This is a genomic window from Sutcliffiella tianshenii, assembly GCF_016908565.1.
GTDB lineage: Bacteria > Bacillota > Bacilli > Bacillales > Bacillaceae_I > Sutcliffiella_A > Sutcliffiella_A tianshenii.
Genome location: NZ_JAFBED010000006.1, coordinates 120,009 through 143,721, shown reverse-complemented (window position 1 = coordinate 143,721; position 23,713 = coordinate 120,009). Strand labels below are relative to the sequence as shown.

General features: G+C 36.0%; 28 protein-coding genes, 1 pseudogene and 1 other annotated feature. Of the genes and pseudogenes, 3 read left to right on the top strand and 26 right to left on the bottom strand.

Going from position 1 to position 23,713, the window contains the following annotated elements; all coding sequences use genetic code 11:
• Positions 1–121 precede the first annotated feature (121 nt).
• Positions 122–1,078 (top strand): phospho-N-acetylmuramoyl-pentapeptide-transferase, encoded by a 957-nt coding sequence (gene mraY / locus JOC95_RS14575; RefSeq protein ID WP_204417795.1) that lies wholly within the window; start codon positions 122–124, stop codon positions 1,076–1,078.
• A gap of 314 nt (positions 1,079–1,392) precedes the next feature.
• Here mraY and JOC95_RS14570 read toward each other — a convergent pair whose 3' ends face one another.
• The 7 genes and pseudogenes from JOC95_RS14570 to JOC95_RS14540 all read right to left on the bottom strand — a co-directional run bounded on the left by JOC95_RS14570 (position 1,393) and on the right by JOC95_RS14540 (position 5,941).
• Positions 1,393–2,115, bottom strand: a complete 723-nt coding sequence (locus JOC95_RS14570; RefSeq protein ID WP_204417793.1) for a nucleotidyltransferase domain-containing protein — start codon at positions 2,113–2,115, stop codon at positions 1,393–1,395.
• Positions 2,116–2,173: 58 nt separating this feature from the next.
• Positions 2,174–2,723 (bottom strand): annotated as a pseudogene (locus JOC95_RS14565) (GNAT family N-acetyltransferase).
• A 19-nt stretch (positions 2,724–2,742) separates the two neighbouring features.
• Positions 2,743–3,456, bottom strand: coding sequence for a hypothetical protein (locus JOC95_RS14560; RefSeq protein WP_204417791.1), 714 nt, complete (start codon positions 3,454–3,456; stop codon positions 2,743–2,745).
• 58 nt (positions 3,457–3,514) lie between these two features.
• Positions 3,515–3,877 carry a DUF2185 domain-containing protein gene (locus JOC95_RS14555; RefSeq protein ID WP_204417789.1) on the bottom strand — a complete coding sequence of 121 codons (363 nt, stop codon included), beginning with the start codon at positions 3,875–3,877 and terminating at the stop codon, positions 3,515–3,517.
• 48 nt (positions 3,878–3,925) lie between these two features.
• The gene (locus JOC95_RS14550) at positions 3,926–4,471 is read right to left on the bottom strand and encodes a hypothetical protein (protein ID WP_239582928.1); all 546 of its coding nucleotides are present in this window, start codon (positions 4,469–4,471) and stop codon (positions 3,926–3,928) included.
• Between the two features lie 48 nt (positions 4,472–4,519).
• The gene (locus JOC95_RS14545) at positions 4,520–4,954 is read right to left on the bottom strand and encodes a hypothetical protein (RefSeq protein ID WP_204417786.1); all 435 of its coding nucleotides are present in this window, start codon (positions 4,952–4,954) and stop codon (positions 4,520–4,522) included.
• Between the two features lie 153 nt (positions 4,955–5,107).
• Complete coding sequence (locus JOC95_RS14540; RefSeq protein ID WP_204417784.1) at positions 5,108–5,941, bottom strand: nucleotidyltransferase domain-containing protein; 834 nt, start codon at positions 5,939–5,941, stop codon at positions 5,108–5,110.
• A 276-nt stretch (positions 5,942–6,217) separates the two neighbouring features.
• Here JOC95_RS14540 and JOC95_RS14535 point away from each other — a divergent pair, with 276 nt between their 5' ends.
• On the top strand, positions 6,218–6,457 hold the full coding sequence (locus tag JOC95_RS14535; RefSeq protein WP_204417776.1) for a hypothetical protein: 240 nt from the start codon (positions 6,218–6,220) through the stop codon (positions 6,455–6,457).
• A 147-nt stretch (positions 6,458–6,604) separates the two neighbouring features.
• Here JOC95_RS14535 and JOC95_RS14530 read toward each other — a convergent pair whose 3' ends face one another.
• The 15 genes from JOC95_RS14530 to JOC95_RS14465 all read right to left on the bottom strand — a co-directional run bounded on the left by JOC95_RS14530 (position 6,605) and on the right by JOC95_RS14465 (position 18,131).
• Positions 6,605–7,012, bottom strand: coding sequence for a DUF4181 domain-containing protein (locus JOC95_RS14530; RefSeq protein ID WP_204417774.1), 408 nt, complete (start codon positions 7,010–7,012; stop codon positions 6,605–6,607).
• A gap of 36 nt (positions 7,013–7,048) precedes the next feature.
• Positions 7,049–7,312, bottom strand: coding sequence for a hypothetical protein (locus tag JOC95_RS14525; RefSeq protein WP_204417772.1), 264 nt, complete (start codon positions 7,310–7,312; stop codon positions 7,049–7,051).
• Positions 7,313–7,369: 57 nt separating this feature from the next.
• The gene (locus JOC95_RS14520) at positions 7,370–7,576 is read right to left on the bottom strand and encodes a DUF5316 family protein (RefSeq protein ID WP_204417771.1); all 207 of its coding nucleotides are present in this window, start codon (positions 7,574–7,576) and stop codon (positions 7,370–7,372) included.
• A gap of 257 nt (positions 7,577–7,833) precedes the next feature.
• On the bottom strand, positions 7,834–8,379 hold the full coding sequence (locus JOC95_RS14515) for a GrpB family protein (protein WP_204417770.1): 546 nt from the start codon (positions 8,377–8,379) through the stop codon (positions 7,834–7,836).
• A 107-nt stretch (positions 8,380–8,486) separates the two neighbouring features.
• Complete coding sequence (locus tag JOC95_RS14510) at positions 8,487–8,789, bottom strand: hypothetical protein (RefSeq protein WP_204417769.1); 303 nt, start codon at positions 8,787–8,789, stop codon at positions 8,487–8,489.
• 125 nt (positions 8,790–8,914) lie between these two features.
• Entirely contained in the window at positions 8,915–9,685 is a 771-nt protein-coding gene (locus JOC95_RS14505; RefSeq protein ID WP_204417768.1) for an alpha/beta hydrolase family protein, read from the bottom strand.
• Positions 9,686–9,820: 135 nt separating this feature from the next.
• On the bottom strand, positions 9,821–10,519 hold the full coding sequence (locus tag JOC95_RS14500; protein WP_204417766.1) for a Type 1 glutamine amidotransferase-like domain-containing protein: 699 nt from the start codon (positions 10,517–10,519) through the stop codon (positions 9,821–9,823).
• A gap of 89 nt (positions 10,520–10,608) precedes the next feature.
• Positions 10,609–11,625: an aminoglycoside phosphotransferase family protein gene (locus tag JOC95_RS14495; protein ID WP_204417764.1), complete on the bottom strand. Its 1,017-nt coding sequence runs from the start codon at positions 11,623–11,625 to the stop codon at positions 10,609–10,611.
• Positions 11,626–11,737: 112 nt separating this feature from the next.
• On the bottom strand, positions 11,738–12,394 hold the full coding sequence (locus tag JOC95_RS14490; protein WP_204417762.1) for a Type 1 glutamine amidotransferase-like domain-containing protein: 657 nt from the start codon (positions 12,392–12,394) through the stop codon (positions 11,738–11,740).
• 106 nt (positions 12,395–12,500) lie between these two features.
• Positions 12,501–13,358, bottom strand: coding sequence for a DUF2785 domain-containing protein (locus JOC95_RS14485; protein WP_204417746.1), 858 nt, complete (start codon positions 13,356–13,358; stop codon positions 12,501–12,503).
• A gap of 94 nt (positions 13,359–13,452) precedes the next feature.
• Positions 13,453–14,211, bottom strand: a complete 759-nt coding sequence (locus JOC95_RS14480) for a serine hydrolase (RefSeq protein ID WP_204417744.1) — start codon at positions 14,209–14,211, stop codon at positions 13,453–13,455.
• Positions 14,212–14,710: 499 nt separating this feature from the next.
• Positions 14,711–15,034, bottom strand: a complete 324-nt coding sequence (locus JOC95_RS14475; RefSeq protein WP_204417742.1) for an ABC transporter permease — start codon at positions 15,032–15,034, stop codon at positions 14,711–14,713.
• 194 nt (positions 15,035–15,228) lie between these two features.
• Positions 15,229–17,370 carry a S9 family peptidase gene (locus JOC95_RS14470; protein WP_204417740.1) on the bottom strand — a complete coding sequence of 714 codons (2,142 nt, stop codon included), beginning with the start codon at positions 17,368–17,370 and terminating at the stop codon, positions 15,229–15,231.
• A 49-nt stretch (positions 17,371–17,419) separates the two neighbouring features.
• The gene (locus JOC95_RS21560) at positions 17,420–17,548 is read right to left on the bottom strand and encodes a hypothetical protein (RefSeq protein ID WP_275580567.1); all 129 of its coding nucleotides are present in this window, start codon (positions 17,546–17,548) and stop codon (positions 17,420–17,422) included.
• A gap of 55 nt (positions 17,549–17,603) precedes the next feature.
• Positions 17,604–18,131, bottom strand: coding sequence for an HAD-IIIA family hydrolase (locus tag JOC95_RS14465; protein ID WP_204418111.1), 528 nt, complete (start codon positions 18,129–18,131; stop codon positions 17,604–17,606).
• 194 nt (positions 18,132–18,325) lie between these two features.
• Positions 18,326–18,581: a binding site (T-box leader), on the top strand.
• A 70-nt stretch (positions 18,582–18,651) separates the two neighbouring features.
• On the opposite strand from JOC95_RS14465, the gene JOC95_RS14460 reads away from it, so the two are divergent.
• A complete protein-coding gene (locus tag JOC95_RS14460) occupies positions 18,652–20,334 on the top strand; it encodes a glutamine--tRNA ligase/YqeY domain fusion protein (RefSeq protein WP_204417738.1) in 1,683 nt (560 codons plus the stop codon).
• 175 nt (positions 20,335–20,509) lie between these two features.
• Here the strand turns inward: JOC95_RS14460 and JOC95_RS14455 are convergent, their stop codons facing one another.
• The 4 genes from JOC95_RS14455 to JOC95_RS14440 form a co-directional block, all read right to left on the bottom strand.
• Entirely contained in the window at positions 20,510–20,980 is a 471-nt protein-coding gene (locus JOC95_RS14455) for a DinB family protein (protein WP_204417731.1), read from the bottom strand.
• Between the two features lie 187 nt (positions 20,981–21,167).
• Entirely contained in the window at positions 21,168–21,671 is a 504-nt protein-coding gene (locus tag JOC95_RS14450; protein ID WP_204417728.1) for a DNA topology modulation protein, read from the bottom strand.
• 96 nt (positions 21,672–21,767) lie between these two features.
• Entirely contained in the window at positions 21,768–22,364 is a 597-nt protein-coding gene (locus JOC95_RS14445; protein ID WP_204417726.1) for a methyltransferase domain-containing protein, read from the bottom strand.
• Between the two features lie 482 nt (positions 22,365–22,846).
• Positions 22,847–23,329 carry a GNAT family N-acetyltransferase gene (locus JOC95_RS14440; RefSeq protein ID WP_204417724.1) on the bottom strand — a complete coding sequence of 161 codons (483 nt, stop codon included), beginning with the start codon at positions 23,327–23,329 and terminating at the stop codon, positions 22,847–22,849.
• Between the last annotated feature and the right edge of the window lie 384 nt (positions 23,330–23,713).

The following is a 23,713-nucleotide window of genomic DNA, read 5'->3' as shown; positions in this document are numbered from 1 at the left end:
AGTTTTGAGCTCTTACTGCATAGATTCATACGTATTCAATATTGATTGTATGGAATAGAGGTTATGGATGATTTTTATAGAATTTATTATAGATAGTAAAGAGCAAAGGGGTAAATGAACATTGATTGATCAAATAATACCAGCATTGATTGCTTTTGCAGTTGTTACAATTTTATCTCCACTATTTATTGCCGTTTTGAGAAAACTTAATCTCATTCAACCCATAAGGAAAGAACTTCCTAAAGGTCATCAGTTAAAAAAAGGCACTCCACTAATGTTCGGCATCATTCTTTTTGTAGGAATTATAGTATCACTACTTTTTTCGCCTACTCCATTGATGTATTTTTTGTGTGTTACTTACATTCTTTTTAGTTTCATAGGGTTTTTGGACGACTTTTGGAAAGCCTCTCGTCAAGATCCAGGAGGGGTATCGGGAAAGACCAAACTCATTCTTCAATTTACTTTTACAGGTACTTTGCTTTTTTACGTGATCAACGAGCTAGGTGTGGATACCAGCATCAGTATTTATAAAAATATTTCCTTGGATCTTCCAATGATGTTATATGTCATTGTCATCACCCTATTTGTCGTTGGTTCTGCAAATGCCATTAACTTTACGGATGGATTAGACGGTCTTTTGGGAGTTGTTGCAATCCCTACATACTTTTTCTTTTTTATGGTTTCAGACAGTCCAGAGGTGCAGATTTTTTGTTTAGTTATGATTGGATGTTTACTTGGTTTTCTCATTTATAATATTTTCCCTGCCAAAGCATTTATGGGGGATACGGGATCATTGGCCATTGGGGGTTCGCTTTCATTTCTTGCAGTCATTGAGAAAGTTGAAATCTTGATTCCCATTTTATTCTTCATATATTTTGCTGAACAGCTCTCGGTCATTTTACAAGTTTCATCTTTTAAACTTACTCATAAGCGCATTTTCAAAATGACACCTATTCATTATCATTTTGGCTTAAAGTACGGATGGTCCGAAACGACCATTGTCGCGGTATTCGGATTTATTTCTTGGCTTTGTGCATTTATCTGTTTAGTTTATTGGAAATTCCTTCTATATCCATAAATAAAGTCAGAATCATCCCAATCAATATTAGAGGTAACCAGGCCACGCACAATGCCGCAAACAAATACCAAGGTCGAAAATCTGCCACCACATAAATTGATGCACTAATCAATACTCCGATAATCAAATAAACAAGGATGATACCCATTTTGTCACCGCACTCCTTTTTAGTATTATAAAAGTGTGCACGGATAGGGGTTCTACATTTTGGAATAATATTATTTTTTTTCATGTTAAAACGATCTTCGAGTTGAAGATCGTTTTAATCTGGAATAACATATTCATATTCCCGTATTCAATCGTTTCAGGATTTCTCAAGTTTTTTTTCCTAGAGAAAAACCATCAAACAAGCGCCCTCCATGGGACTCTAATATCCCATCCACAAGTTGAATGATTTTGTTTTTATTACCTGTTTTATAAAAATCATCAAAAGCGTCGACAAAACATTCTGCGAACTCCATGTCAAATTCCCTTAATGACCTTACAATCCATTTTGAAGCGCCAACCCACCTATCATTGGTCCTCAATACAAATTCACTTACTAATTCAGCAAGTGTACTCGCGATAAAAATTTCTTCTGCTCTATTCTTACTACCAATCAAGTCGTCTAATGCATCAGATATAAAATACCTTTTAGTCTCAATCGTCTCTGTTGACCATTTCTCTGGACCTTTGGCCAATAAATCTTTCGCCTCTTTTTTTATGGACTCCATGATCCCATTATCTTTTAAGACTATGCCTTCAGATACCATCCTTGGCATCGAGGGTCTGGCCCTTTCATAATCGCTTTTAAAAAACTCTTTATAAGAAATGAATCTATGTACAAAAACTTCAATATTCCACCCAAAATCAATCAGTGACTCTCTATATGAGGAATGGAGGTTTTTATCGAATACTACAATGTCAAGGTCAGATGTTTCCGTTTCCTCACCTCGAACCACACTCCCTGCCAATAAAGCCCCGTCACAATCGGGAAAATGCTTACTAATAAACTTATGGGCTGCATCTATTGGGTCTATTCTATTAAAACTACTCATTGCGCACCTCTTAATAAGCTTTTGGAACAAGCGTTTAAACGCTATTGTTCAATATGATCTACTTTGAATTTATAAAATAAATTAGATTATCAGTCCATTCGCCAAATTCATGAATGAAACCTTTTCTTATACATTCGAATTCCATTCCAATGCTTTCTGCTAATTTTATTGATGGAGTGTTATCAAGGTTTATATGGGCCTCTATACGATGATAATTTAATTTCTCAAATGCAAGTTTAATTGCTGCTTTTACAGACTCCTTACCGTATCCTTGTCTCCAAAACTGATTATGAATGGTATAGCCAAATCTTGCCCATTGAAAATCTTCCCTCATAATAGTAGAAAAGTCTATTGCACCAATATGAGCATTATCTTCTTTTCTAAATATCCCGAATATGTACACCTCATCATTTAAAGCCATCTCCTGATGCTTATCTATCAATTCTTCAAACCATTGTACAGATACTCATATCAATTTTTCCATCATCGTATTTATGTTGTGAAGGCATCCTATTATTATATTGATTCAGCCAATTCAAATAATCTTCCTTAATAAATGGTCTGATATTTAATCTATCTGTCTCTATGTTGTATGTGAAACCATTCAAGTAAACACCTCATCTTATATCACTTTTTTAACATTGACAATTCATGGTTAATAACATCTTTTATTTCTTTGTTTCCTATTGCTCCATTATGAAAAGTATTGGAATCAGCCCAATAAAGTTGCCTAAATAAAACTCCATTTTCAAGTTCAAACTCTAAAAATATACGTTTACCTTCCATTTTACCTTCTTTATTTAATGTTTGGATATCTTCCAATTTTAATTTATACCAAGCATCCAGGAATTTATTTTTGGAAGGTTGCGAGAATGTATGTATTCTACTTCCATCTTCTGTGCTTTCAATATAGATATTCTTCACCAACTTATTCATTGGATATAAATCCCCTGCCGTCTTTGCCCTTAAGTTTGTGTCTGCTACAAATACCTTATCATTTGCAGCAACAACTAAAGCAGTTGGATATCCTTTAATTTCATAAATTGGTGTGCCCTTTTCTAAATATGCAGCATCGCCATTTTTCATTTTATGGTTACTGCATGCACTATCAGCCATCTTATAGTCTACTTTTCCAAGCTCTCTGCCTATTTCAAAATCAATGGGAATATTCTCATCAGCAGGCTCGGGGAAATGATGTTCGTATTTTATATCATTGATCATGACCATATCAATCCATTCAATTTCAGCATCAGGACAACCTCCTATTGAATTGAAGTTGCTACAAGAGGATAGCATCATAGTGAAAACTGATATTAAGGTCATATATTTTAGAGTTTTCATCCAATCTCCCTCTCCCTCCCTTTATAAATACAGGAGATTACATGATTGTTGAAAAAGTTTAATCTTCAGGTGTCTCCCACGCTTCATCAGGAATAAATTTTCCATATCCATCACGAATGAATGCCTTACCTGGTTCAGAGTTAAGAAAAGGGATGATTTCTGGGTCATAATTACATATTGTATTCACTTGATAAACAGAATGGTTATCAGGATTATTCATATAATCATCATCTTCATCCCCAGCCATAAACCTCCAACCACTGTCTGGATTATCATTTTGATACGGGCTTTCCCTATACATAAACCCAACTTTGCAACCATCTACTGTAATTCTGTCTGTAGCAATACATCCCTCATTAGAATTGATTAATCGTTTTATTTCAATTCCAGGTATGTAAAACCGTTTTTCTTTATTTGGCATTAATGTCCCCCCGGTTTTGGAAAATTAAATTGTTTTTATAACCTGAGGTTATATATCGCTATTATTAACATCGAGATAATAATCACCTTCAAAATAATGAGAGATTTTTTTTGGAGAATTAAGCAAACTACTCTTTGTAAATACTGTGAACCCTACCTCTTCGATATCGACAAAGGTTTCGACTTTTTCAACATTCAAGTTTTTAAATTCTAAAGGTTTATCTCCCCAGTGTTTAGGGGGAATTAATTCTTGTTCTGATAAACCCTTCCCGTGAAAAATGAACACATTCAGTCCATTGCAAACCAGTTCTTCCGTAAGCTTACTTATGATAGGTAATTTATCTACAGAATCGACTTTGATAACGGCTCCATCAGAAAGAAACTCATGAAAGGAAATTTTATTTGAAACTAAAGTTTGCTTTTCGTAACCAAAAATCATTGCATTTAGTACAAAGAAAACAGGAAGACCGAACATCTTATGTACTAATAAATCAATTAAGTCTTTGGTAATGCCAGTCATTCCAATCGATATTGATACAAAGTCATCTTTGGGAAAATTATAACCACTAATGATGCTTTGATCTGAATATTGCACAAATTATTCCTTTTTCAATTTCAATCCTCCTATGCCAAGTCTTCTGTCTCATTTATTCAAGAATAAGTATAATACTTCATAACCATCTGGTGACTTTATTATTAATTGGGAATAAGTAACTAAACATAAGCCGATGAACACTTCTTCATCCTTTTCCTTTTGATGAAATTTTGTCACTTCAAATTGCTCTGGTAAAAATAAAAGATAGTTGCCTACAATTCTTTCCCACAAATTATGTAAGAATTCAATATCTTCAATACTTACAATTTTCGTAGAAGGATTAGAATGACTTCCCCCTTCCCACCAAAGTACAGTGGACTTATCCGTTCTATAAATTGTTTTTATATAATCGAATATCTTTACTAAGATTTCTTTATTAGCGTCTGCTGACTTATTGTCAATTAAGACCTTTAATTTAGATTTTTCTCTTGTATTTTCCTCTAAACCGATTATATCGAGAAATCCTTCACTTGGATTTGTCACATCTATCACCTCAGTTTAATTTCATCCGAACAATGCTTAACTATCCTGCTCAATATTGAAAAAGCGTATCCGTTTATTCCAGATACACTCCATATAATTAAATTCAGCAAAAATGATAAAGGATAGCTTTCGCTACCCTTTATATATTTGATGTTATTTAACTAATTCGAGAATTTTTGAAAACAGGATAGGATTTTCATCAACTCCGAACTTTTCACATAGTTTTCTGTGCACCTCAATGAACTCAGGAAGTATTGATCTCATAACACTAAGTATTTGCTCTGGATCTCTACTGCTATGCCACCCCTTTAACAATTCCTGCTGCCTTTCTGTTAGTTTACTTCTCTCTCCTTCTATTTTGGCCCAATCTCCAGGATTATTAGGTGGATATCCTTTATCCATATACCATCCAGTTGCAATAGACCATCTTATCCAATCTAAACTATTTAGAGCATAGAAGATTTCATTCCTCTTACATCTTCTATAGGTTTCATGAACATATGCCAAAAACTTATATCTCCAAACATCAAATTGCTCAATATTCATTTCATAGTTCAAATGTTGTGAAGCAGCTAGGACACTAGATAGTAAAGATTGGTGGTCTTTAATGATCTTGATGTTTTTTAGCCATATTGAAGGAACAATATCTTTACTTGTATAATAAAAAGAATCAACTTTTATAAAAGTATCAAAGTGAGCTATACTATACGTTGCACCCGGAAAGTCCTCAAAGAACAACACCTTTCCCCAGTTTTTAGCCCTTTCTCTTTTGTTTTGTCTGTATTGTTCAAACAAGACATCCTTAACTACAATACGGAGGTCGATATCTGAATAAAGGTCTGTGTTTCCTTCTCCTATTGAACCACCATAAAAGAATGCTAATACGTTTTGGTCCTCTAATAAATCTCTTTCTATTTTTCGCATTAATTCTTCCCGGCTTTTAGGAATATGCAAATCTCTTAATTTTAGTTTATTTTCAAATCCCACACATAAAAATCACCTCAATTTTTTAAATATTATAACATTTCATCACCTAAATATTCACTTTTTCCTTTAATAGTTATCTCATTTAAATACCCTATTGCTTACTACCATTTGTTTTAAATAGATTAATTAACTCAATCCTTTTCCCATAACTAAAAAAGACGCCTACCCAAAGCGTTCTATTGTGGAATAAGCAAACCTTAAACTGGTAAAGAATGGTCCTAGTTAATAATTCCTATATAATTTAAAATCAGGATAAAACATCTTAGGGGAAACAATATGTGGTTAACGATACTTTTAGGGATTATTGCAATTTTAGGCTTATTACTTATGTGGTTTTCTGTTTTTGGGAAGAAAAATGCTATTGAAAATATGACTATGGGCGGTTCTATTAGCTTGTTTGAACTGATTTTTGATCTTCTTATTGAGCTTTCACCAACATTAGTAAAAAGAATTTTACTATTCATTTTAGGGCTAGCTATTGCGTTTTTCTCTACAATGGGAGTAATTTATTCATAAAAGTGATGAAACTTCTATTTTTATAGGGAAAAGAGAAAAGGACTGCCGAAACAGTCCATTTTTCTTTCTCAATTTTCATGCCCGATTCTTGAGGGTTAGGACATATCTAATTAAATATCTGAAATACCATTGTAGTTTAATGTTCTTTCAAATGGCGGTTAGACCAAATATACCAAACTGCCATATAATGATTCCGAATATAATAAATAACACTGCTTCTCCGATACATAACACGAAATATCTTGATTCCTTGTCATCCTTCCACCAAAAAAATGCTTCGATAACTTGAAATAACGCAATAAATAACAAACAGATTCCTAAAAATAACATCTGTGAAATATTCTCTATATGCTGAAGGTAAAAAAGGAAAATCAAAATAATAATGATGATAGGACCTAAAATAATATTAATGCTTTTGTGTTTCTTATTCACGAATCCCTCTTCATCATGATATGGCTCTTTTTTTACTTTGAATGTCTTGATAAGAGTGGCCTTTAATAAAAATTTCACACAATAAAACATCGCTCCAAAAAGTAACAGTTTTGTACCGACCATCTAATCCTCCTTATTAATCCCTTCGTTCAATTTTCCTTATTGTTGATCATGGAAAGCATGACGCTTCTTTAAATATAAAAGCTTAATGAATTTATATACTATTATTCCGATAACAAAAAAGATAATTGTACCAATTAACACTCTAGTAGACGATACGCTAACTACAAATGTATCAATACTGGTCTGTTCAACCTCTATTACTGTCCACCAATCACTTTCGTCTGAGAAATAAATAGCAAAGAAAAGCCAAGTCAGAAATGAAAACCAAGTAAATAAAAATACACCTATTTTTCTCCCCATCAAGATCCCCCTAATTGAAACCTTTCGTGCAATAAGTTATTTCAAATTTAGTGAATCTTAAATATAAAATATCAAAGCTGCTATGCCTAATGAAACTAGTCCCACCAAACCAGAAAATAACCCTATCTTTGTTCTAAAATTTCTGTGGCTTGTGGTCTCGGAATGATAATTAGCTCTTTGTTGTTGTCCGCTTGTCCATACCCCCAAAAAAACTCCTGATATAACCATACCTATAATTCCAATTACAAGAAAAGCCTGTACCATCTTTATCACTCCCCCTGCTATAATATACCTTTGAGAAACATAAATAGTTTCAAATATCAGAAAATAAAAAGTAAAAAAAGAGGTGCGTAATTTTTCAAAGTACTGCTCTCTATTGCGTAAGACTCTATTTTAAGAAATTGATAAAACAATTCCCTAATCTACCCATTTCTTGATTCCATTTATTTCAAATACCAACCACTTACTCAATATAAATTTTCCATAAAAAAGAAGCTTACCTATTTTTTGATAAGCTCCCTTTAGTTATGTAACACCTTATTAATAAATTCTGTTTTTGCAGCTGTATATGTTTCACGGTCACTTTTATATTCCTGTGCTAAGTGACTTTTAATTGCACCGTATTCATTTGCAAGGTCTGAGTTAGTTCTTAATTTATTTCTAAACTTAATTAGTTGATCCCAACGTTCTTCTCCTTCTGCCATCAGTTGTAAATGTGCTATTCGTTTGTCGTTCTTCACTTTTACAAAAAATCTTCTCCAAGGCCGCTTATCTAATTCGGGAGGTACATAATGCCATTCGTGTGATTTTAGCGTTTCCGCAATTTTATTGAGAGGTTCCAATGATGGAATTGAAGCCATTAAGTCGATAATTGGTTTTGCTGGCAAATTAGGAATTGATGTGCTGCCAATATGTTCTACTTGCTTTACACCAAAAGCTGAAAGTAGAATGCAAAGTTCCTCTCTTTCACGAATCCCTTTGTACTTCCAATCAGGATCTGGCTTTTTTATCTCAATTGTTTCAAATGCCCACACCGGAATTTTTGTATGCTCCTTACTATTGTCCATTGATACTCCCCCCTCTTGTTTTCTTCATCATTGCTGTCCTAGTAATATTATTTCAAAATTCGTAAACAGTAATAGCATATTCTCTCACAATAGTTGAATACCATATGTTAGTTTTTTAAGATTACATATTTACCATTTATCAATTCAAGGATATAAAAGTTAATAAAGGTGATTATAGGAATGAAAAAAGCAAATACAAGAATACCTAAACTTGAAAAAAGTCCTTCTAATTCTTTAAAGTTGAATATTTTGTAGAAAACAATTGTAGCTAGTGATAATAGAAGCGTATTAATCAAAAGCCCTACTAGTACACCTAACCGTTTACTGGATTTTTTTGAAAATATCCAAATTGAAAATGAAGTAGATACTATTAAAGAAAATACTAAAGTAAGATATACCGCAATATCCACAAAAATCCTCCTTACTCCCGTTTTACTCTTTAACCCTGATGATTAACACCAATTTTTTCAAAAGATTCTTGAGGGCCCAATTTAGTAAAAGCACTTGCCATCGGTTGGTTAGTTCAAGAAAGAAATTATATTGACTCTACAACAGAGGTCCATGCAGAAGAAGTAGGATCAATAATTTTAAAATGCTCTATATCCGGGAGAATGACTAGCTTTACGTTCTCCCACTTTTCCACGGCAAATTTGTAATAATCCTTACTTAAATCTGCTGGGACATGGAGATCCGACTCACCATGTATCAATACTTGTTCTACATTTATTGGCAACAATTCAATTGGGGATGTCATTTTATAACGGTCAGAAACTTCTTCAGGAGATCCATCCAATAGTGCAGCTACGTGACTCTTCATTTTCTTTTGCTCATGGATTTCCCACATCTTGACTAAGTCTGTCACTCCAGCTAAACTGATTACTTTTTGAACAGTAACTAGAAGCTCGTTAAAAAGACCATCGATTGCACTTAATCTAATTCTTGAACCTAACCAAAGTGCTAAATGGCCACCTGCCGAATGACCGATAACAGTAACTTTTGACAGGTCTATAGGATATGTCTCAGAAATTTTTGATAGATGGTTTATTGCATCAATCACATCATTAAATGTGCTGGTCCATCCTTCTCGATCTTCCCCGACTCTACGATACTCGATATTCCAAGTTGCAAATCCTCTTTTGGTCAAATCCGCAGCAATTGGATTATTCTCTTCTAAGTTATATCTTGCTTGCCAAAATCCACCGTGAATCAATACTATTACAGGACATGAGTCAGAATTCTCAGGGACTCGCAATATACCAAATTGCGAGTGGTGTTCTCCGTAGTAAATCTTTAATTCATTCTCCATTTGTACACCCCTTTGCTAAATCCTAATAGTTGTTAAATTCGATAAGATTAGCCACCCTTCCTTTTATTGAAGAGTGGCTATTAAGGTTTATATTTTTCTAACCGGGCTCCATATCCTTGAATAATGAATTCGCTATCAACCGCTTAAGTAAATTGTATTAATCTCATCTTCAGTAATTTCACCATCTGCACATTTAACAAAGTAAGACTTTGCTTTTGGTCTTGAACTAACAGATTTAGTTAGTGTTTCATTGACAAAATGAAGGGCGGCACCGTCATCTACTGCGTATCCTTCTTTCATTTTCCCTTCTAGGATTAATTGGTGATAAGAAGGCTTTCTTTTATTCTCACCATCATAATGCGGACAATTACTTCCCTTCAAATAGCCTAAACAATCTAGTTTATACAACGGGGCATTTAATGGGTCAGTTAAACCTTCTTCAAACCAACATATTGCACCAGCACTTAGTCCGGCAAGTATGACTCCTTTTTCATAAGCCTTTTTTAGAACTTGATCTAAGCCCCATTCCTTCCACAAAAGAAGCAAATTTCTTGTATTTCCTCCTCCGACATATATAACATCTTGCTCAAGAACAAACTTTTCTAAGTCTATAAATTCTGGCTCAAATAATGATATGTGAGAAGGTTGGCAAGGCAATAGCTTAAATGCGCCATAAAATCTTTCTATATAATTTGCTTGGTCTCCGCTGGCGGTCGGAACAAAACAAACCTTGGGAAAGTCTTTTTTCACTTGAGCTAAAATGTATTTATCCAGTAGTGGGTTTTCTGGTTCCATTGAAAAACCCCCACCACCCATTGCAATAATCTGTCTCATCCCTTCGCCCCTTTGGTATGTGATTTCATGATTCAATTTGATCATTAGGGTAAAACCGAAAACAAGCTGCCATGATAGGCTGAATTCCATTAAATCATCAAGGGTATGTTTTTCATTTCATAGATTTTTTCGAGAGTATGGACATGCGTCGCCTTCTCGCCATCATGCTCTGCGTGGAGATATCCCTCGACAAGCCTGTACCCGAATACGAGAAGGATTATCTCATAAACACAATGATCGTCGATCCGGGATACATCCGCATACTCCGAAAAGCCTTTGTAATACGCAGGGATGCATCGCTGGTAGTATTCGACCATGTTATCGATATCCGGTTCATCCGCGATCAGGCTTGCGAGATCCTCGCCCAGGTAGCCCCATCCGCTGGTATCCCAATCGATAAGCGCGAAATCCCCGTCGGCATAGATAAGGTTGGTAATCCAGAAGTCCCGGTGGCAGAGCACGAGGGGCAATTTTTCAATACGGGCGAATATCTCGTCTGCTTGCTCATCGATATCGATGAGCATTTGCCGCAAATGCAGAGGCAATTCACAGTCTTCTGATCTTATATAATTGAAGACGACCGGCCATGATCGGTAATGCATATACGTATTCTTCATGAAATCAGGATGGCTCAGGTTGGTCAGGCTCTGCAGCACAGCGGGTTGTTCCGCATATAGCTTGCCTTGATAGCGCCCTAGCTCCAGCGCGGCCTTTTCGTACATATCAGCTGTCAAGTCTAAACCGGTGACGCCATCGATATATTCCAGCCAGAGATGGTATTCATTATTTTCGGCATTGAATTCGCCATGATAACATATCGGCCAACGGAGGGATTGCGAGAATGTTTCTCCCAAGTCAGACGAATAGAGATCATATTCCCGACGCCATGAACCCGGATCCCCGTAACGCTCCCATTTGTTCTGGATTTTCAGCACTAAACGGTAAGGCAATTTTTCGCCATCCACGGTTTCGGCAATCCCCGTTACCAGGTACACATTCCCTACAGTTCCCCCCTGTAACGCCATAGTTTGGTAGTCAGTAGAGATGATATTCGTCTGGAATTGTTGGTTTAAAACAAAGATCAGCTTTTCAAGTTCTATATTCATTTGTTCCTCCGTTTTCTTCTTTTTGATTTTAACAGATAAACGTTTATATTAATGAAATTTTCAAATTATTTATAAGGCAATTAAGTTCAGATTAAACTTCCTTCGACTTCAATTAGAGTGTCCCATCCAACTTCTGAATTCTTGAGTCTGAAAGTAAATATACATCACCAAGGATGTCGATTTTGTCTCCCTTTACACGTACAGCGCAATCTTTGTTTGACACGTAAATATCCATTTCGTTCGACAAGGGGGACAGTTCGCTTTGAACCTGTTCCATGTTATTTTCAAGATCAAAATGAGACAGGACGCCAAAATCATTAAGGCCGATCCCATTGTAAGCTGTGCTTTTTTCAACTTTGTATCCTAGTTTTCTCGAGCATATCCATTTGGCGGACATGTTGATTGCGCCAGCACTTGCTCCGATTACTACTGCTGTGCTTTTTTTAATCAAATCTGACAATCCATACTCCCGCAAGAAATCATTTTGTTTAAGAGTGTTTCCGCCTAACAAGAATATGGCTGAAGCGTTTCGAATTAACGTTTGGGCATCTTCCTTCTGTAGACGAAAATTAATTAAATGGTATTCATCAAACACAATCCCGGCCCGGTCAAGCCACGAGCGTTCAGTAGCACCATCGTCTTCGTATTCAGCTGGATTCGAGCTAATCATAACAAGTGATTTTCTATTAGTTATATCCTCCTGTAAAACCCTGCCCAAATTCTCTGGAAAGAAATTGCTAAACCATCCTAAATAATAGTGAGTTTTCATAAATGCCCCCGCAGCAAGAAAAATAAATTCATATCATGTGTTACCCATTCACAAATTATTTCTTTAAAAAATCATTTAATTACCTGATAGATTTTAAGATGCCTCTTCAGTAGATCCTTGCTAGGCACTGTTCAATATTTTTCTGGAGTGGCAGCAGTCTAGGATTACCGTTAATTTTAATGTAAAAACTTTTTAAAAATGTTTTTATGTTAAACACTAAGAGCCAATAGTTCTCGATTTCAATCTGTGCCTTCTGTACTTTTAATTCAGTCGGCAAGTTTTCTATTAATTCTTCTATTTCTTTTACATTCAATCCTCTTTCTAGCATTTCAAGAATTGGAATCAATATCCTTTCATCCTCATCGTGAACATAGACACTACTGGATATAAACAGTTTACTCCACAATGTTTTTAATATTTCTGAGTAATTATCTTTATCTAGCTTTGGATTTTTCACCAACTCTCCAAAAGTGTCAGCTACATGAGCAATACTGTGTGCCCATCCTTTACCTGCAACATAACCTCTTAGATCTTCCTCAAGATTGATGTACTTAATTAAATTCTCTTTAATGCTATAGATTGTGCTTGAGGGTAAAAAATCCCCTGTATTATCCCTGAACAATATTAATGCTATTAAAAGTGTAGTAAACGCTCTTGTGAACACTGTGTCAGTATCCTTTTCACCGATTCCTTTAAAAAGTGGTTCATTCAAACATGCTTCTAAGAGTTCAATTAATAGTTCAGGTTCTATTTGATGACTCTCAATAATCAATCTGTAAAAAGAGGTATAAATCAACTGGTCACGGAGTTCACTATCCGTTGAACCGATATGCTCCAGCATAGATTTTAATAACAAACTCCTATCTACCTCATGCCAATGACATTTTCCAGATTTAATTTCAGTTAAGATACACTTTAGTTCACCTTCGTCCAATAATACTTTCCCAGATGATAAATTCATCATTTTCCCCTTTGTCATGTAGATTAATGATTCAATATTCCTTTGCCCTATTCTCGAACCTATAAAAAGCTTCACTACTTTTAATTAAGTACGCTGTCTATTTCTTCAAATATTCATCATAAAGTAAATTCATAGCTTCAACAATCTTGTTGTCAGCAGCCTGATTATTAAATCTATTAGGTAAATTCATAGCCCCTACTGCATAAATAAAAGGGTTGTCATTGAAGTCTCCGATCATGCCAATATCAATCACCACATTGTCCAAGCCACCCGTCATATGGTTTAGATGGTGTGGGGGAATATGGTTTATATCTCCCTTTTGTCTAACCAGACCATTAATGATTGGTGTCCAAAGGAGAGGTTGTGTCTTGTAGCCTTGAAAAATATGTATCATTATCTCAAGTAAACTATTTAGCTCACCTTTGTTTTCAAGATCTCTTGGATTCTCAGTAATATTTATTGACGGATAATACGACTGGATGGACCTATTTAACTTTTCCCATCCACCACAAAAATTCACAATACATTTAGCAACATCGCTATCATGACAAGCAATCATTACTTCAACCGCCTCCCTTAAAGGAAGTGATTCTCTATTTTGTAGATGAGGATAAAGTTCCTTGCTATCTTCTTCTGTATTAAACGTGACTTCTTCAACTAAGTCATCCCATTTAAAGAAATCATCATCTACCCATTTCGCTACACAAAATCCTATTGCTACTTTTGCTGCTGATGCGAGCGGCACTATGAGTTCACTATTTAAAGAAATATTATTTCTTTGTCCTTTGCTGGTATATATTACGATTCCGACTTCTTCTGTATCTATTTCTTTAAGTTTATCGATAACTTTGTTCAAATAAATTCACCTACCTCATTTCAAACTCAAGTCTTTAATGCCAGATTACCTTATACCAATTATTTCAAATGCGGATCGTTAACTCAATGATTATTTACAAAAAAAAGAAGCTTATCTTTATGACAGATAAGCTCCAGATAGTGGAATAAGTCATTTATAAAAGTTAGGGTTTATCTCCTGTAAGCCACGCAAATAGGTATCCGATAAATACTATTATTAAAAACAGTAATATCTTTGCAAACTTTATAATTTTATTAATAAATAAATTAAGCCTTGTTTGTTTTTTAGATTTAAAAATATCTAAAGAGATAAAAATATGGAGTAGTAATAAAAAAGTATTCATTATTTACAACCTCCAGGGAGTCTTACTATCTCAACATTCAATATCATTGTCAAAAACATATTCAAGGAGGGGAACCGTTTCGTAACAAACTCTTCAAGATAATTGAAAAACTTTTAAATAGGAGTAATATATTTGCTCTCCTTGTTTTTTCTATCTTCAATGGTTTAAATTACGTTGTTTAATAATATTCTTAATCACGAAAATGATGCCAATAATGAAATAGAGTATTCCATTGCTCACAATGACTATACCTATGAAAGCAGCTCCAAAGGCTGCTCCTACACCGTTTCCTCCCATACTTTGATCAACCTTTACAAAAACAAAGCCCGATATAAAAGCAATTATTGGTCCTAGAATTCCAATAATTAAACCAGACCCCCATAAAGGCATTTTTCCTTTCCTGTACAAAGTTATAGTTAAGAAATTTAAAGCTATTAGACTCAATAATAATACGCTCCAAATTGCTCCATCGCCACTCATATAAGTATCTCCTTCAGAATTTATAGGATAAACTCTTTTTCAACAGTACTGCCAGATTGTTTAGTACTAGTCATTCAAGAATTGGACGCATACTTATTGTATATTCATTTTAATAAGAAGCTTATCTTTGTTACAGATAGGCTCCCAAGCAATATCGATGTACCATTACTCTCCATTTATGTTTATTTTGATGCTTAGAGGAACTTTTCTAGCCAATCAAATACCCGTTGGTAATAATCTTCTATGTTTTCATGGCGCCATGAACTTTGATGATGATCTTCATCATAAAGCACAAGCTGTGCTGGTTTATTCAACCTCTTCAGCGCGGAAAACATCGGTCCTGCCTCTGCATGACATATGTGGTCTCTTGTACCCTGGACGATGAGGACTGGGGTTTCGATTTTATGAAAATCAAATATGGGGGAATTTCTGATATAACGATCCTGGTCGTCCCACAACGTTGCACCCATATTGAATATCCCCCCCTCTATCATCCCGTAATTGGAAGTGGTATCAGGATCCCAAGAATCAAATTGTGTATAGTTGCTTATGATATTGGCGACCCCCGCTGATATGATAGCCGCTTTGAACAGCTGGAGTCTTGTGATCGCAACCAGTGCGGAATAACCTCCGAACGAGTGACCGATTATGGCAATCCTATCTGGATCAATATCAGGATGTTTCACTAATGCTTCCACTGCATTTTCTATTGCTTTGGTGATTTCATCCGCAGGCTCATGACTCCAGGACCTGGGTAGATCCGGTAAAAAGACAGCATACCCTCTGGATGCAAATAGTTGATGGTTGTCACATTTTGTTTGACTCAGTCCAAACAACCGGATACTCTCGGATTGCATCGAACCGGCATAGACCCGAATGACGACAGGAACAGGTTTTTTTATGTTTTTGGGTAAAAGCAATGCACCTTTTAATTCACGATCGCCGGTCTTCCAGCGAATCAATTGAGACGTCCCAAGCAGTGTAGAGTTTATCTGGTTCAGTTCGATAGTCTTTTCAGTATGTGTTAATAAATCAAATACTTTCAAAGCTGGTGGTTTGTCTGCGTCCTGATGGAAATAGGCTATTGTATTCTCACCAGAAGCACTTCCGCTTTCGTACCAAGGAAGATGTCCCGCTTGCTCTTCAATTAATATGGTTTCCTCCCCTGTCCTAAGATCCACCCTGCAAAAACCATCTTGGATACCATGAGGATTATGGGTTTGTAGTAGTATCTGATCATCATCGGTTACAGGAAATCCAGCAACAACAATTCTTTCCCCTTTTATGGTGATTTCCTCTAATCCGCCTGTATCATGACTGAAACACCATAGTTTATCGTTTGCAATGAGAACGACCTTCCCATCATTGAACGGCTTGGGTGGCTCATAATCATGCCCCAGATGATTCTTCTCATTTTTGTAGAGCAGCTCCACCTTCCCGGTATAGGTATCTACATGCCACAACCCACCATCAGCTAAATGGCCACTCGTAGTATAGTAGATTGAATGATTAGCAGCCCAGCCGAAAGTCAGCCCATAATTCATGCGGATACCACCAGCGACACATCTGGGGGGATCTCCGGAATCCAATGAACAGATCCATAAATCAAAATTATTCTGTTGGGAATCCATCCTTTCTTCACCAGTGCAGCTTGTGAAGGCTAGTGACCGGCCATCCTTAGAAAGTTCCATGGCGACCGGTCTCAGTCCACTACATAAAAGTGTGGAAGTTCCGGTTTCTATGTTTATTTTGCTAATTTCTGCCCGATAACGGTTCACCCAGGTATCATCATCAATATTACTTCCAGCCTTCCTATCACTCATGGAATGAAACACCTTAGGCTTATGATCTGGGGATAGGAGGATATCTTCGTCTGTAACCGGATAGAAATCCGCACTTAAACCTTCTGGAGGTAATGACTTCACGATAATATCTTTTCCATCCTTGCTCCAAATGGGTTTTTCAAAACCGAAGAAAGGGCAGACAATCAGGGCTGATGCTTTTTTCAATCCATTTTCCTTGGAATCCCATAACCATAGACATGCCTTACCATCAATATCTGCAAAAAATGCCAAGGTTCTGCCATCAGGGGACCATACCCCTGCCCAGCTGCTATTTCCACTCTGTGCTACCGGAAAAGCATGTCCCGTCTCCATATTGCATACCCATTGGGTGGTACCCTCCACTGCCATTGATACTCCTTCAGATTCTCGCCCTGCTGCTTTTCCTCCCAGGCAAAAAGCCAGCCATTTGTTATCCGCAGATATGGACATCGGGATCATGTATGCCGGTTCCTTTATATTCAATATTTCACGTACTGTTAATGTTTGTTCCATGTAAAAGCCTCCAAAATAGAATTTTATAATCAGGTTCGATTCTATCCAATTATCTGGAGCCTTCTTCAGGAAGATGCACTCTTGGAATCCATTTAATCTGAAGAATCCATCTATCAGCTTCTATCATTTTCATTCTCCTTTCTTCAGTCCTGCTGGAATGCGGCACTTTGATTCCCATTAATCTTATGTACTCTTTAATCGCGAAAAAACACCTTTGTATCCAATTCGAATTTTTATTGATCTAGCATCCATTTCACAGCATCCAATAGATTTTCAGCTACAAAATCAGGCTCCACTTCTTTCCATTTATGACGGTACGCAGCGAGTGAGCTCCTGCCCCATCCTGTCAAAACCAATATTTTGGTTGCCCCCACTGAATGTGCTGCCAGCATATCCGTTTCTCCAACATCCCCAATAAAAACGGTTTTTGATAAGTCTATGTTATGTTTTTTAGCAGCTTCCAATAATAATCCCGGGTTTGGTTTGTGGCAGTCACACCGTTCAGTATGACTATGCGGACAAATGAAAACATCATCAAAGCCATAGGACATGAATTCATCGGAAAAATCATTGATTGTCGCTTCACCTCTGCTGATCCTGTGCTGGTTCGTACAAGCAAACATTTTTATTCCATTGTCCTTTAACAGCTGAAAAGCAGATAGACTGAACGGATAAGGAGTAAATTCCTTTGGATGAATAAAATGCCCCGTACCACCAATGGTTCCATCGCGGTCAATAAATACAGCTTGAATATCTTTCATTTTCAGCAAAAAAATCACATCCTAAAAAAATCATCCTCTGTTACCTAATACCAATTATTTCAAAAAAACTTAATTTTCACAAGATTTTTCCCAAAATAGGAATCTTATGCTCCTTCTTAAAATTTTTGTGGGTAGTATCTTTACATTTGTTTAAGACATTGATAAGATATTTGATAATTTAATAACCAAGAATTGTAATTGCGATGATGAGAAGAGTAGATAAAATTAATTCTTTGCAGAGAGCTCCGGAAGCTGAAAAGGAGTAGGAATGATTTATCGAACCAAGGCTCTGAGCATTCACATTGGAACTTTTTTAGGGATAGTGTGACAGGTGCTCCTGTTATAGGGCTAGGGTATACGTATTGAATTAATACCGTACCTGATGAGGTTAATATGGCAACATATTGACAAACTGGGGTGGTACCACGGATATAAAATCTCGTCCCCAAGACTAAATGAGTCTTGGGGACGAGATTTTTTTTATTGGATAAAAACACTAATAATCTTGGGAGGGTCTAATATGGACGGGATAACGGAAGCGAACTTTAACAGTTTGGAAAGGGTCATTGTCGAGGATTTGGAAAACGGAGCATACAGTAGAACGATTTGCACAAGGTTCCCTCCAGAACCGAATGGTCATCTTCATATCGGAAGTGCCTATGCGATTAATATGAACTACCGGATTGCTCAACATTTCAATGGAGATTTCAACCTCCGCTTTGACGATACGAATCCTTTAAAAGAAGAAAGCGAATATGTCGATTCCATCATTGAAGACATGAATTGGCTCGGCTATCCTCCCGGTGATCGGATATTTTATGGATCTGATTATTCTAACGAGATATACGATGCAGCAATCAGCTTAATAAAATCCGGAAAAGCATATGTGTGCGGATTGTCACAGGAAGAGACCAGGGAATATCGTGGGACCCTGACAGAGCCCGGGAAAAATAGCCCATATAGGGAAAGGCCAGTAGAAGAAAACCTCGAGTTATTTTTGAAGATGAAAAATGGTGACTTTCAAACAGGATCGATGGTGTTAAGGGCAAAGATTGATATGGCATCCCCAAACATGAATATAAGGGATCCAATCCTGTATCGGATTATCCATGCAAGCCATTATAGAATGGGTAGCCAATGGTGTATTTATCCCATGTATGATTTTGCCCACCCGTTACAGGACGCTATTGAAGGTGTCACCCACTCATTCTGCTCGATAGAGTTCAAAGATCATCGCCCATTGTACGAATGGGTGCTGGCAGAACTGAATATTAATCAACCGCCAAAGCAGAGGGAGTTTGGAAGAGTTAATATAACCGGCGTTGTGACTAGTAAACGGTATTTGAGGGAATTGGTAACAGAAAATGTCGTAGATGGATGGGATGACCCGAGATTGCCTACTATAAGCGGGCTAAGGAGAAGGGGATTCACTCCAGGCAGCATAAGAAATTTCATAAATGACATCGGTTTTATCAGGCATCAAAGCATTGTGGATATTGCCATGCTGGAAAGCACACTTAGAAACGAGTTGAAAACAAAAGCGAATAGTGCGATGGCGGTATTGAATCCTCTAAAGGTTACGATAACCAATTATCCTGAAGACAAGACCGAACTTGTATCAATTGAAAATAATACAGAAAACAAAGAGTTAGGCCACAGGGATGTTCTCTTTTCAAAAGAGCTGTATATAGAAAGTGAGGACTTTATGGAAGTGCCGGCTAAAGGATTCAAAAGACTATCCTTACATTCCGAAGTCCGCTTGAAGGGTGCCTATTTCATTAAGTGTAATGAAGTGATTACAGATGATGCAACAGGGGAGATAGTGGAGCTTAGATGCACATATGATCAAAAAACCAAAAGCGGAACGGGGTTCACCGGAAGAAAAGTCAAGGGGACGATTCATTGGGTTTCCGCATTGAACAGCGAAACTGCGGAGGTTCATCTTTTTGAAAAACTGTTCGAAGATGAAGACATTGTAAAGGATAAAGAAAAAACATGGGAGCAAAAAATCAATCCTAAATCAAAAACAGTCCTTAAAAATTGCAGAATCGAATCCTGGATGAAAAATGCAAAAGTCGAAGATAGATTCCAATTTCTACGCCACGGTTATTTTTTCCAGGATAAGCACTCAACGGAAAATAAGCTGATCTTCAACAGGATCGTACCATTGAAGGACTCCTGGACAGGAAAGCCCGGAAGATAAAGGTCAAGTTACACCGAAAACAAAACGGATATGAAAAAGCAGGAAGTCCATGATTCCCTGCTTTTTCATACCTGTTAAATTAATTCTTCAATATATAGATATACCTCGAATTAAACGATTGAATCCCATTTTTCAATATCCGATTTTTCATTAAACAAAATATCTCTTTGTTCGGTCAACGTTTTGATTGCCACGACCCTTGCATTTTTCTTAATTGAATAATTTGGCCTGTATGATAAGCATCATGAAGCATTATGTCCAGTAATTTCCGCTCAAGTGAATTTTGATCAAGCTCTTGGTCGGAAATTTTACTCAATATATGTCTTAAATTGCGTTGAGCGTTTTCGGAACGTTCAACGACTTTCCTCCATTCCTTGTCATCATTAGTTTGATCTGTAAGATAAAAGGTTTCATCACCGTCGAGATTATGTGTCCATTCACGGCCCTCCAAGTTTGCAGCAAGTCTCTCTTTGTAATAAATAAGATGATTAACGTTCTCCCAAATGGTTTTAGTTGCCTCACCAGATGGTTTCCAGATAGCCTGTTCGGCTGTAAGTCCTTCTAGAGAATCTTTAAACGGTGCATACCAACTCTCTTTATCGAATGTTGAATCAAGTACGTTTAAAAGAAAGTCAATTCGTTTCAAAGTCATCTCCTCCTTGAATATTTAGAATTCCAGAAAACCAATAAATAATTACCTCTGTAAAGATTCTGCATTTTTTTAAAACATCCTGCAATTTCTTATTCAACAATCTTGCCCAAAAATGAAAAATGAGCACTGATCCTTGTTACAGGATAGCGCACGATAGTTGAAGATTAAGAAGCAAGAGTCATTATACTATATCTAAAAACTGTTGAACTTCTTTTGGAGATTTAATCATGATAACTTGTTTATCTTCAGACAATTGTTCTAGCTTTTTTAGTATTCCTGGTCTCTTAGTTATTGGATAATCCCATATCCATTTAATAAAATCTAAGTCAAATCTTTCTTCGCAACCTTCTCCCATATCTGGTCGTATTTTATTTCTGTATTGCAACATCCTTTTAAAAGCACGATAGACACAGATTGTTCTATGAATATCAAGGAAAATTATAGTATCTGCGGCATTCAGCCTGATCTCCATTGTCCCACCATAGTTTCCATCAATAATCCATTCTTCTTCTTTCATTAAATCATTTTGGACTTTAATTTGTTTATCCTTTGGTACCCCAACCCAATTAGGTTTCCAAAATAGGGCATCAAGATGGTATACGTTTATTTTTAGTTTCTCTCCTAATTGCCTTGCCAGTGTGGATTTCCCTGAACCACCTGAACCTATAATTACAACCTTTTTCATAAGAACCCCCTAATAAAACAATCCTACTTTTTTAACAAAGAATGGGAACTGCCTCACAGCAGCTCCCTTGTGCACTTTTGCTCCATTTAATTAATTCTATTTTTTTATTTTACATATATAAAACGGATATTCAGGGAAATCATCGTAAATATCGTGCTTTTCTAAGAGATGATCTGTCTTTCTTATGTATTCTTCTATCACTTCAAAAGGGGAATATTTTAAGTTCGCCATAATCATAAGGTACCTACTCTGTTTTAACAAACTAAAACAGGAATCTAGACATTTTTCGAATTCGCCGATTTCATTAATAGCTGAGCCGATAAGTGTAACAATGTCAAAATTCCCTTCAGGTAAATCAGGATCAAAAATGCTCTTACATATTACTTTAGAAGGATTTGGGTGTCCTTCCCTCGCTTGTCTATATGCAAATATTTCACATGTTTCTTTATCTATTTCAATGCTTGTTAAGTTTCCTTTGTCTTTTATCCAATAACCTAAATAGTCATCCCAATCGCCCGTACCTATTCCCACATTACAAACTTGCATTCCTTCAGTAATCGCAAAGGATTTCCTTATATAATCTCTTGTTTTCATTTCAGTATGGATACATTGTGGAGAGGTATTCCAGACACCAGCTTCAGGACTTTTAAGTTCAAGATAATATTGAAATAATTTTTCATCCATATTATTCATTGATTTTCCCCCTTTGTTTTCACTTTACTTAATCAAATGCCATTTAGTTTGAGTACATTTATCTGTATCTGGCACTTTAATAATGCTGATTATGGCAGTATGCAAAAACATGCACTTTCTTAATAAGAACTTGCAGAATTTCGGCTCATGGTTGATTTAGCTTATTGAGCAAACCCTCCTAGATTGCTGAACAGCTTTCTCAAACTCAATATTGCTTTTACGTATTTATTTCTTTCTGTATATTCTTATCACTTTCAATCCTCGCACTTTTAAAACTCCATGTACCAATGATAGTTGAGATGAATAATAAAGCTCCTGAAAACAAATAGGCAAACTGCGCTCCAAACAAGTCAACGATTAAACCTATAAGAAAAATAGAAATAGAGAAGATTATTTGATTTAATGTCGCACGTGAAGCAATAACAGATGCTAATTCTTTTTTTCTAATTCCAGTTGTATATAGCTTCAGAACGCTCCTTTTGCTAAGAAAGTACTTTTTCTTCTAATGTTTTCAACATATTTATTCCAGCGACTTCAAATCCAAGCTCTTCATATAGTTTTCGAGCACCAGTATTACTTCCAAATACATGAAGTTTAAAGTAGCATACTCCTTTTTGCCTAATGATACCTTCAATATGCTCCATGATTTTAGTTCCTAAACCTCTTCCTCTAAGCTCTTCAAATATAAAGATTTCATAAAGAAATGCACTCTTTTTTTTCACTTCAATTTTTATCCAGGCATAACCCGCTATTTGTTCCCCAGTATAGATATTAAAAAGATGATGGTTTGGTGTAAAAAGTCCCTTCGGAAGCAAATTATTTAATTGTTTGATTGCCTTAAGAGATGTTTCTTCACCCAGTTCATGGATGTTCCGGGATAATACATCAGTATACCTTTCAATTTTATTTTGAAAGTAAATGTCAAAATCTTTTTCTGACATTTTTCTTAATTTTACATTTTCCATAAAGTCCTCCTACTAAATATTAAATTCCAAACAAATCACCAGAACACCGACTAGTCAGATTTCCCTTTCCAACTCAAGGTCGGAAAATTTATTATTACTTTCCAAAGTTCTTATTACACCAAGCAGGGTAGTTATATCTTTTTTTACATTGAGGACAAAGAAACTAAATACATAAAAAGCAATAAGGAAAAGCTAGTTATTACAGTTAAGGTAGATAACATAAACATTTTGATTTCTTCCTTATGAGTAATTACTCCTTTAAACCCAAAGAATAATCCTATAAGAATTAGTGAAGTCCATATTAACTTTACTGTCTGCAATGGGAACAAAGTATAGAAGTTTATAAGAAATAGTGGAAAAGTCAACAATTGAACAAACGTAATG

Coding starts and splice junctions, on each gene's coding strand:
- JOC95_RS14465 (WP_204418111.1), bottom strand. CDS start 18,131: ATGAAAGATATTCAAGCTGTATTTATTGACCGCGATGGAACCATTGGT.
- JOC95_RS14515 (WP_204417770.1), bottom strand. CDS start 8,379: ATGGACAATAGTAAGGAGCATACAAAAATTCCGGTGTGGGCATTTGAA.
- JOC95_RS14450 (WP_204417728.1), bottom strand. CDS start 21,671: ATGAAAAAGGTTGTAATTATAGGTTCAGGTGGTTCAGGGAAATCCACA.
- JOC95_RS14560 (WP_204417791.1), bottom strand. CDS start 3,456: ATGAAAACTCTAAAATATATGACCTTAATATCAGTTTTCACTATGATG.
- JOC95_RS14470 (WP_204417740.1), bottom strand. CDS start 17,370: ATGGAACAAACATTAACAGTACGTGAAATATTGAATATAAAGGAACCG.
- JOC95_RS14530 (WP_204417774.1), bottom strand. CDS start 7,012: ATGGTCGGTACAAAACTGTTACTTTTTGGAGCGATGTTTTATTGTGTG.
- JOC95_RS14555 (WP_204417789.1), bottom strand. CDS start 3,877: ATGCCAAATAAAGAAAAACGGTTTTACATACCTGGAATTGAAATAAAA.
- JOC95_RS14505 (WP_204417768.1), bottom strand. CDS start 9,685: ATGGAGAATGAATTAAAGATTTACTACGGAGAACACCACTCGCAATTT.
- JOC95_RS14440 (WP_204417724.1), bottom strand. CDS start 23,329: ATGGAAAATGTAAAATTAAGAAAAATGTCAGAAAAAGATTTTGACATT.
- JOC95_RS21560 (WP_275580567.1), bottom strand. CDS start 17,548: ATGGGAATCAAAGTGCCGCATTCCAGCAGGACTGAAGAAAGGAGAATG.
- JOC95_RS14445 (WP_204417726.1), bottom strand. CDS start 22,364: ATGAATAATATGGATGAAAAATTATTTCAATATTATCTTGAACTTAAA.
- JOC95_RS14460 (WP_204417738.1), top strand. CDS start 18,652: ATGGACGGGATAACGGAAGCGAACTTTAACAGTTTGGAAAGGGTCATT.
- JOC95_RS14520 (WP_204417771.1), bottom strand. CDS start 7,576: ATGGTACAGGCTTTTCTTGTAATTGGAATTATAGGTATGGTTATATCA.
- JOC95_RS14495 (WP_204417764.1), bottom strand. CDS start 11,625: ATGAATATAGAACTTGAAAAGCTGATCTTTGTTTTAAACCAACAATTC.
- JOC95_RS14570 (WP_204417793.1), bottom strand. CDS start 2,115: ATGAGTAGTTTTAATAGAATAGACCCAATAGATGCAGCCCATAAGTTT.
- JOC95_RS14475 (WP_204417742.1), bottom strand. CDS start 15,034: ATGAGTGGCGATGGAGCAATTTGGAGCGTATTATTATTGAGTCTAATA.
- JOC95_RS14485 (WP_204417746.1), bottom strand. CDS start 13,358: ATGATGAATTTATCATCTGGGAAAGTATTATTGGACGAAGGTGAACTA.
- JOC95_RS14490 (WP_204417762.1), bottom strand. CDS start 12,394: ATGAAAACTCACTATTATTTAGGATGGTTTAGCAATTTCTTTCCAGAG.
- JOC95_RS14525 (WP_204417772.1), bottom strand. CDS start 7,312: ATGGGGAGAAAAATAGGTGTATTTTTATTTACTTGGTTTTCATTTCTG.
- JOC95_RS14500 (WP_204417766.1), bottom strand. CDS start 10,519: ATGAGACAGATTATTGCAATGGGTGGTGGGGGTTTTTCAATGGAACCA.
- JOC95_RS14535 (WP_204417776.1), top strand. CDS start 6,218: ATGTGGTTAACGATACTTTTAGGGATTATTGCAATTTTAGGCTTATTA.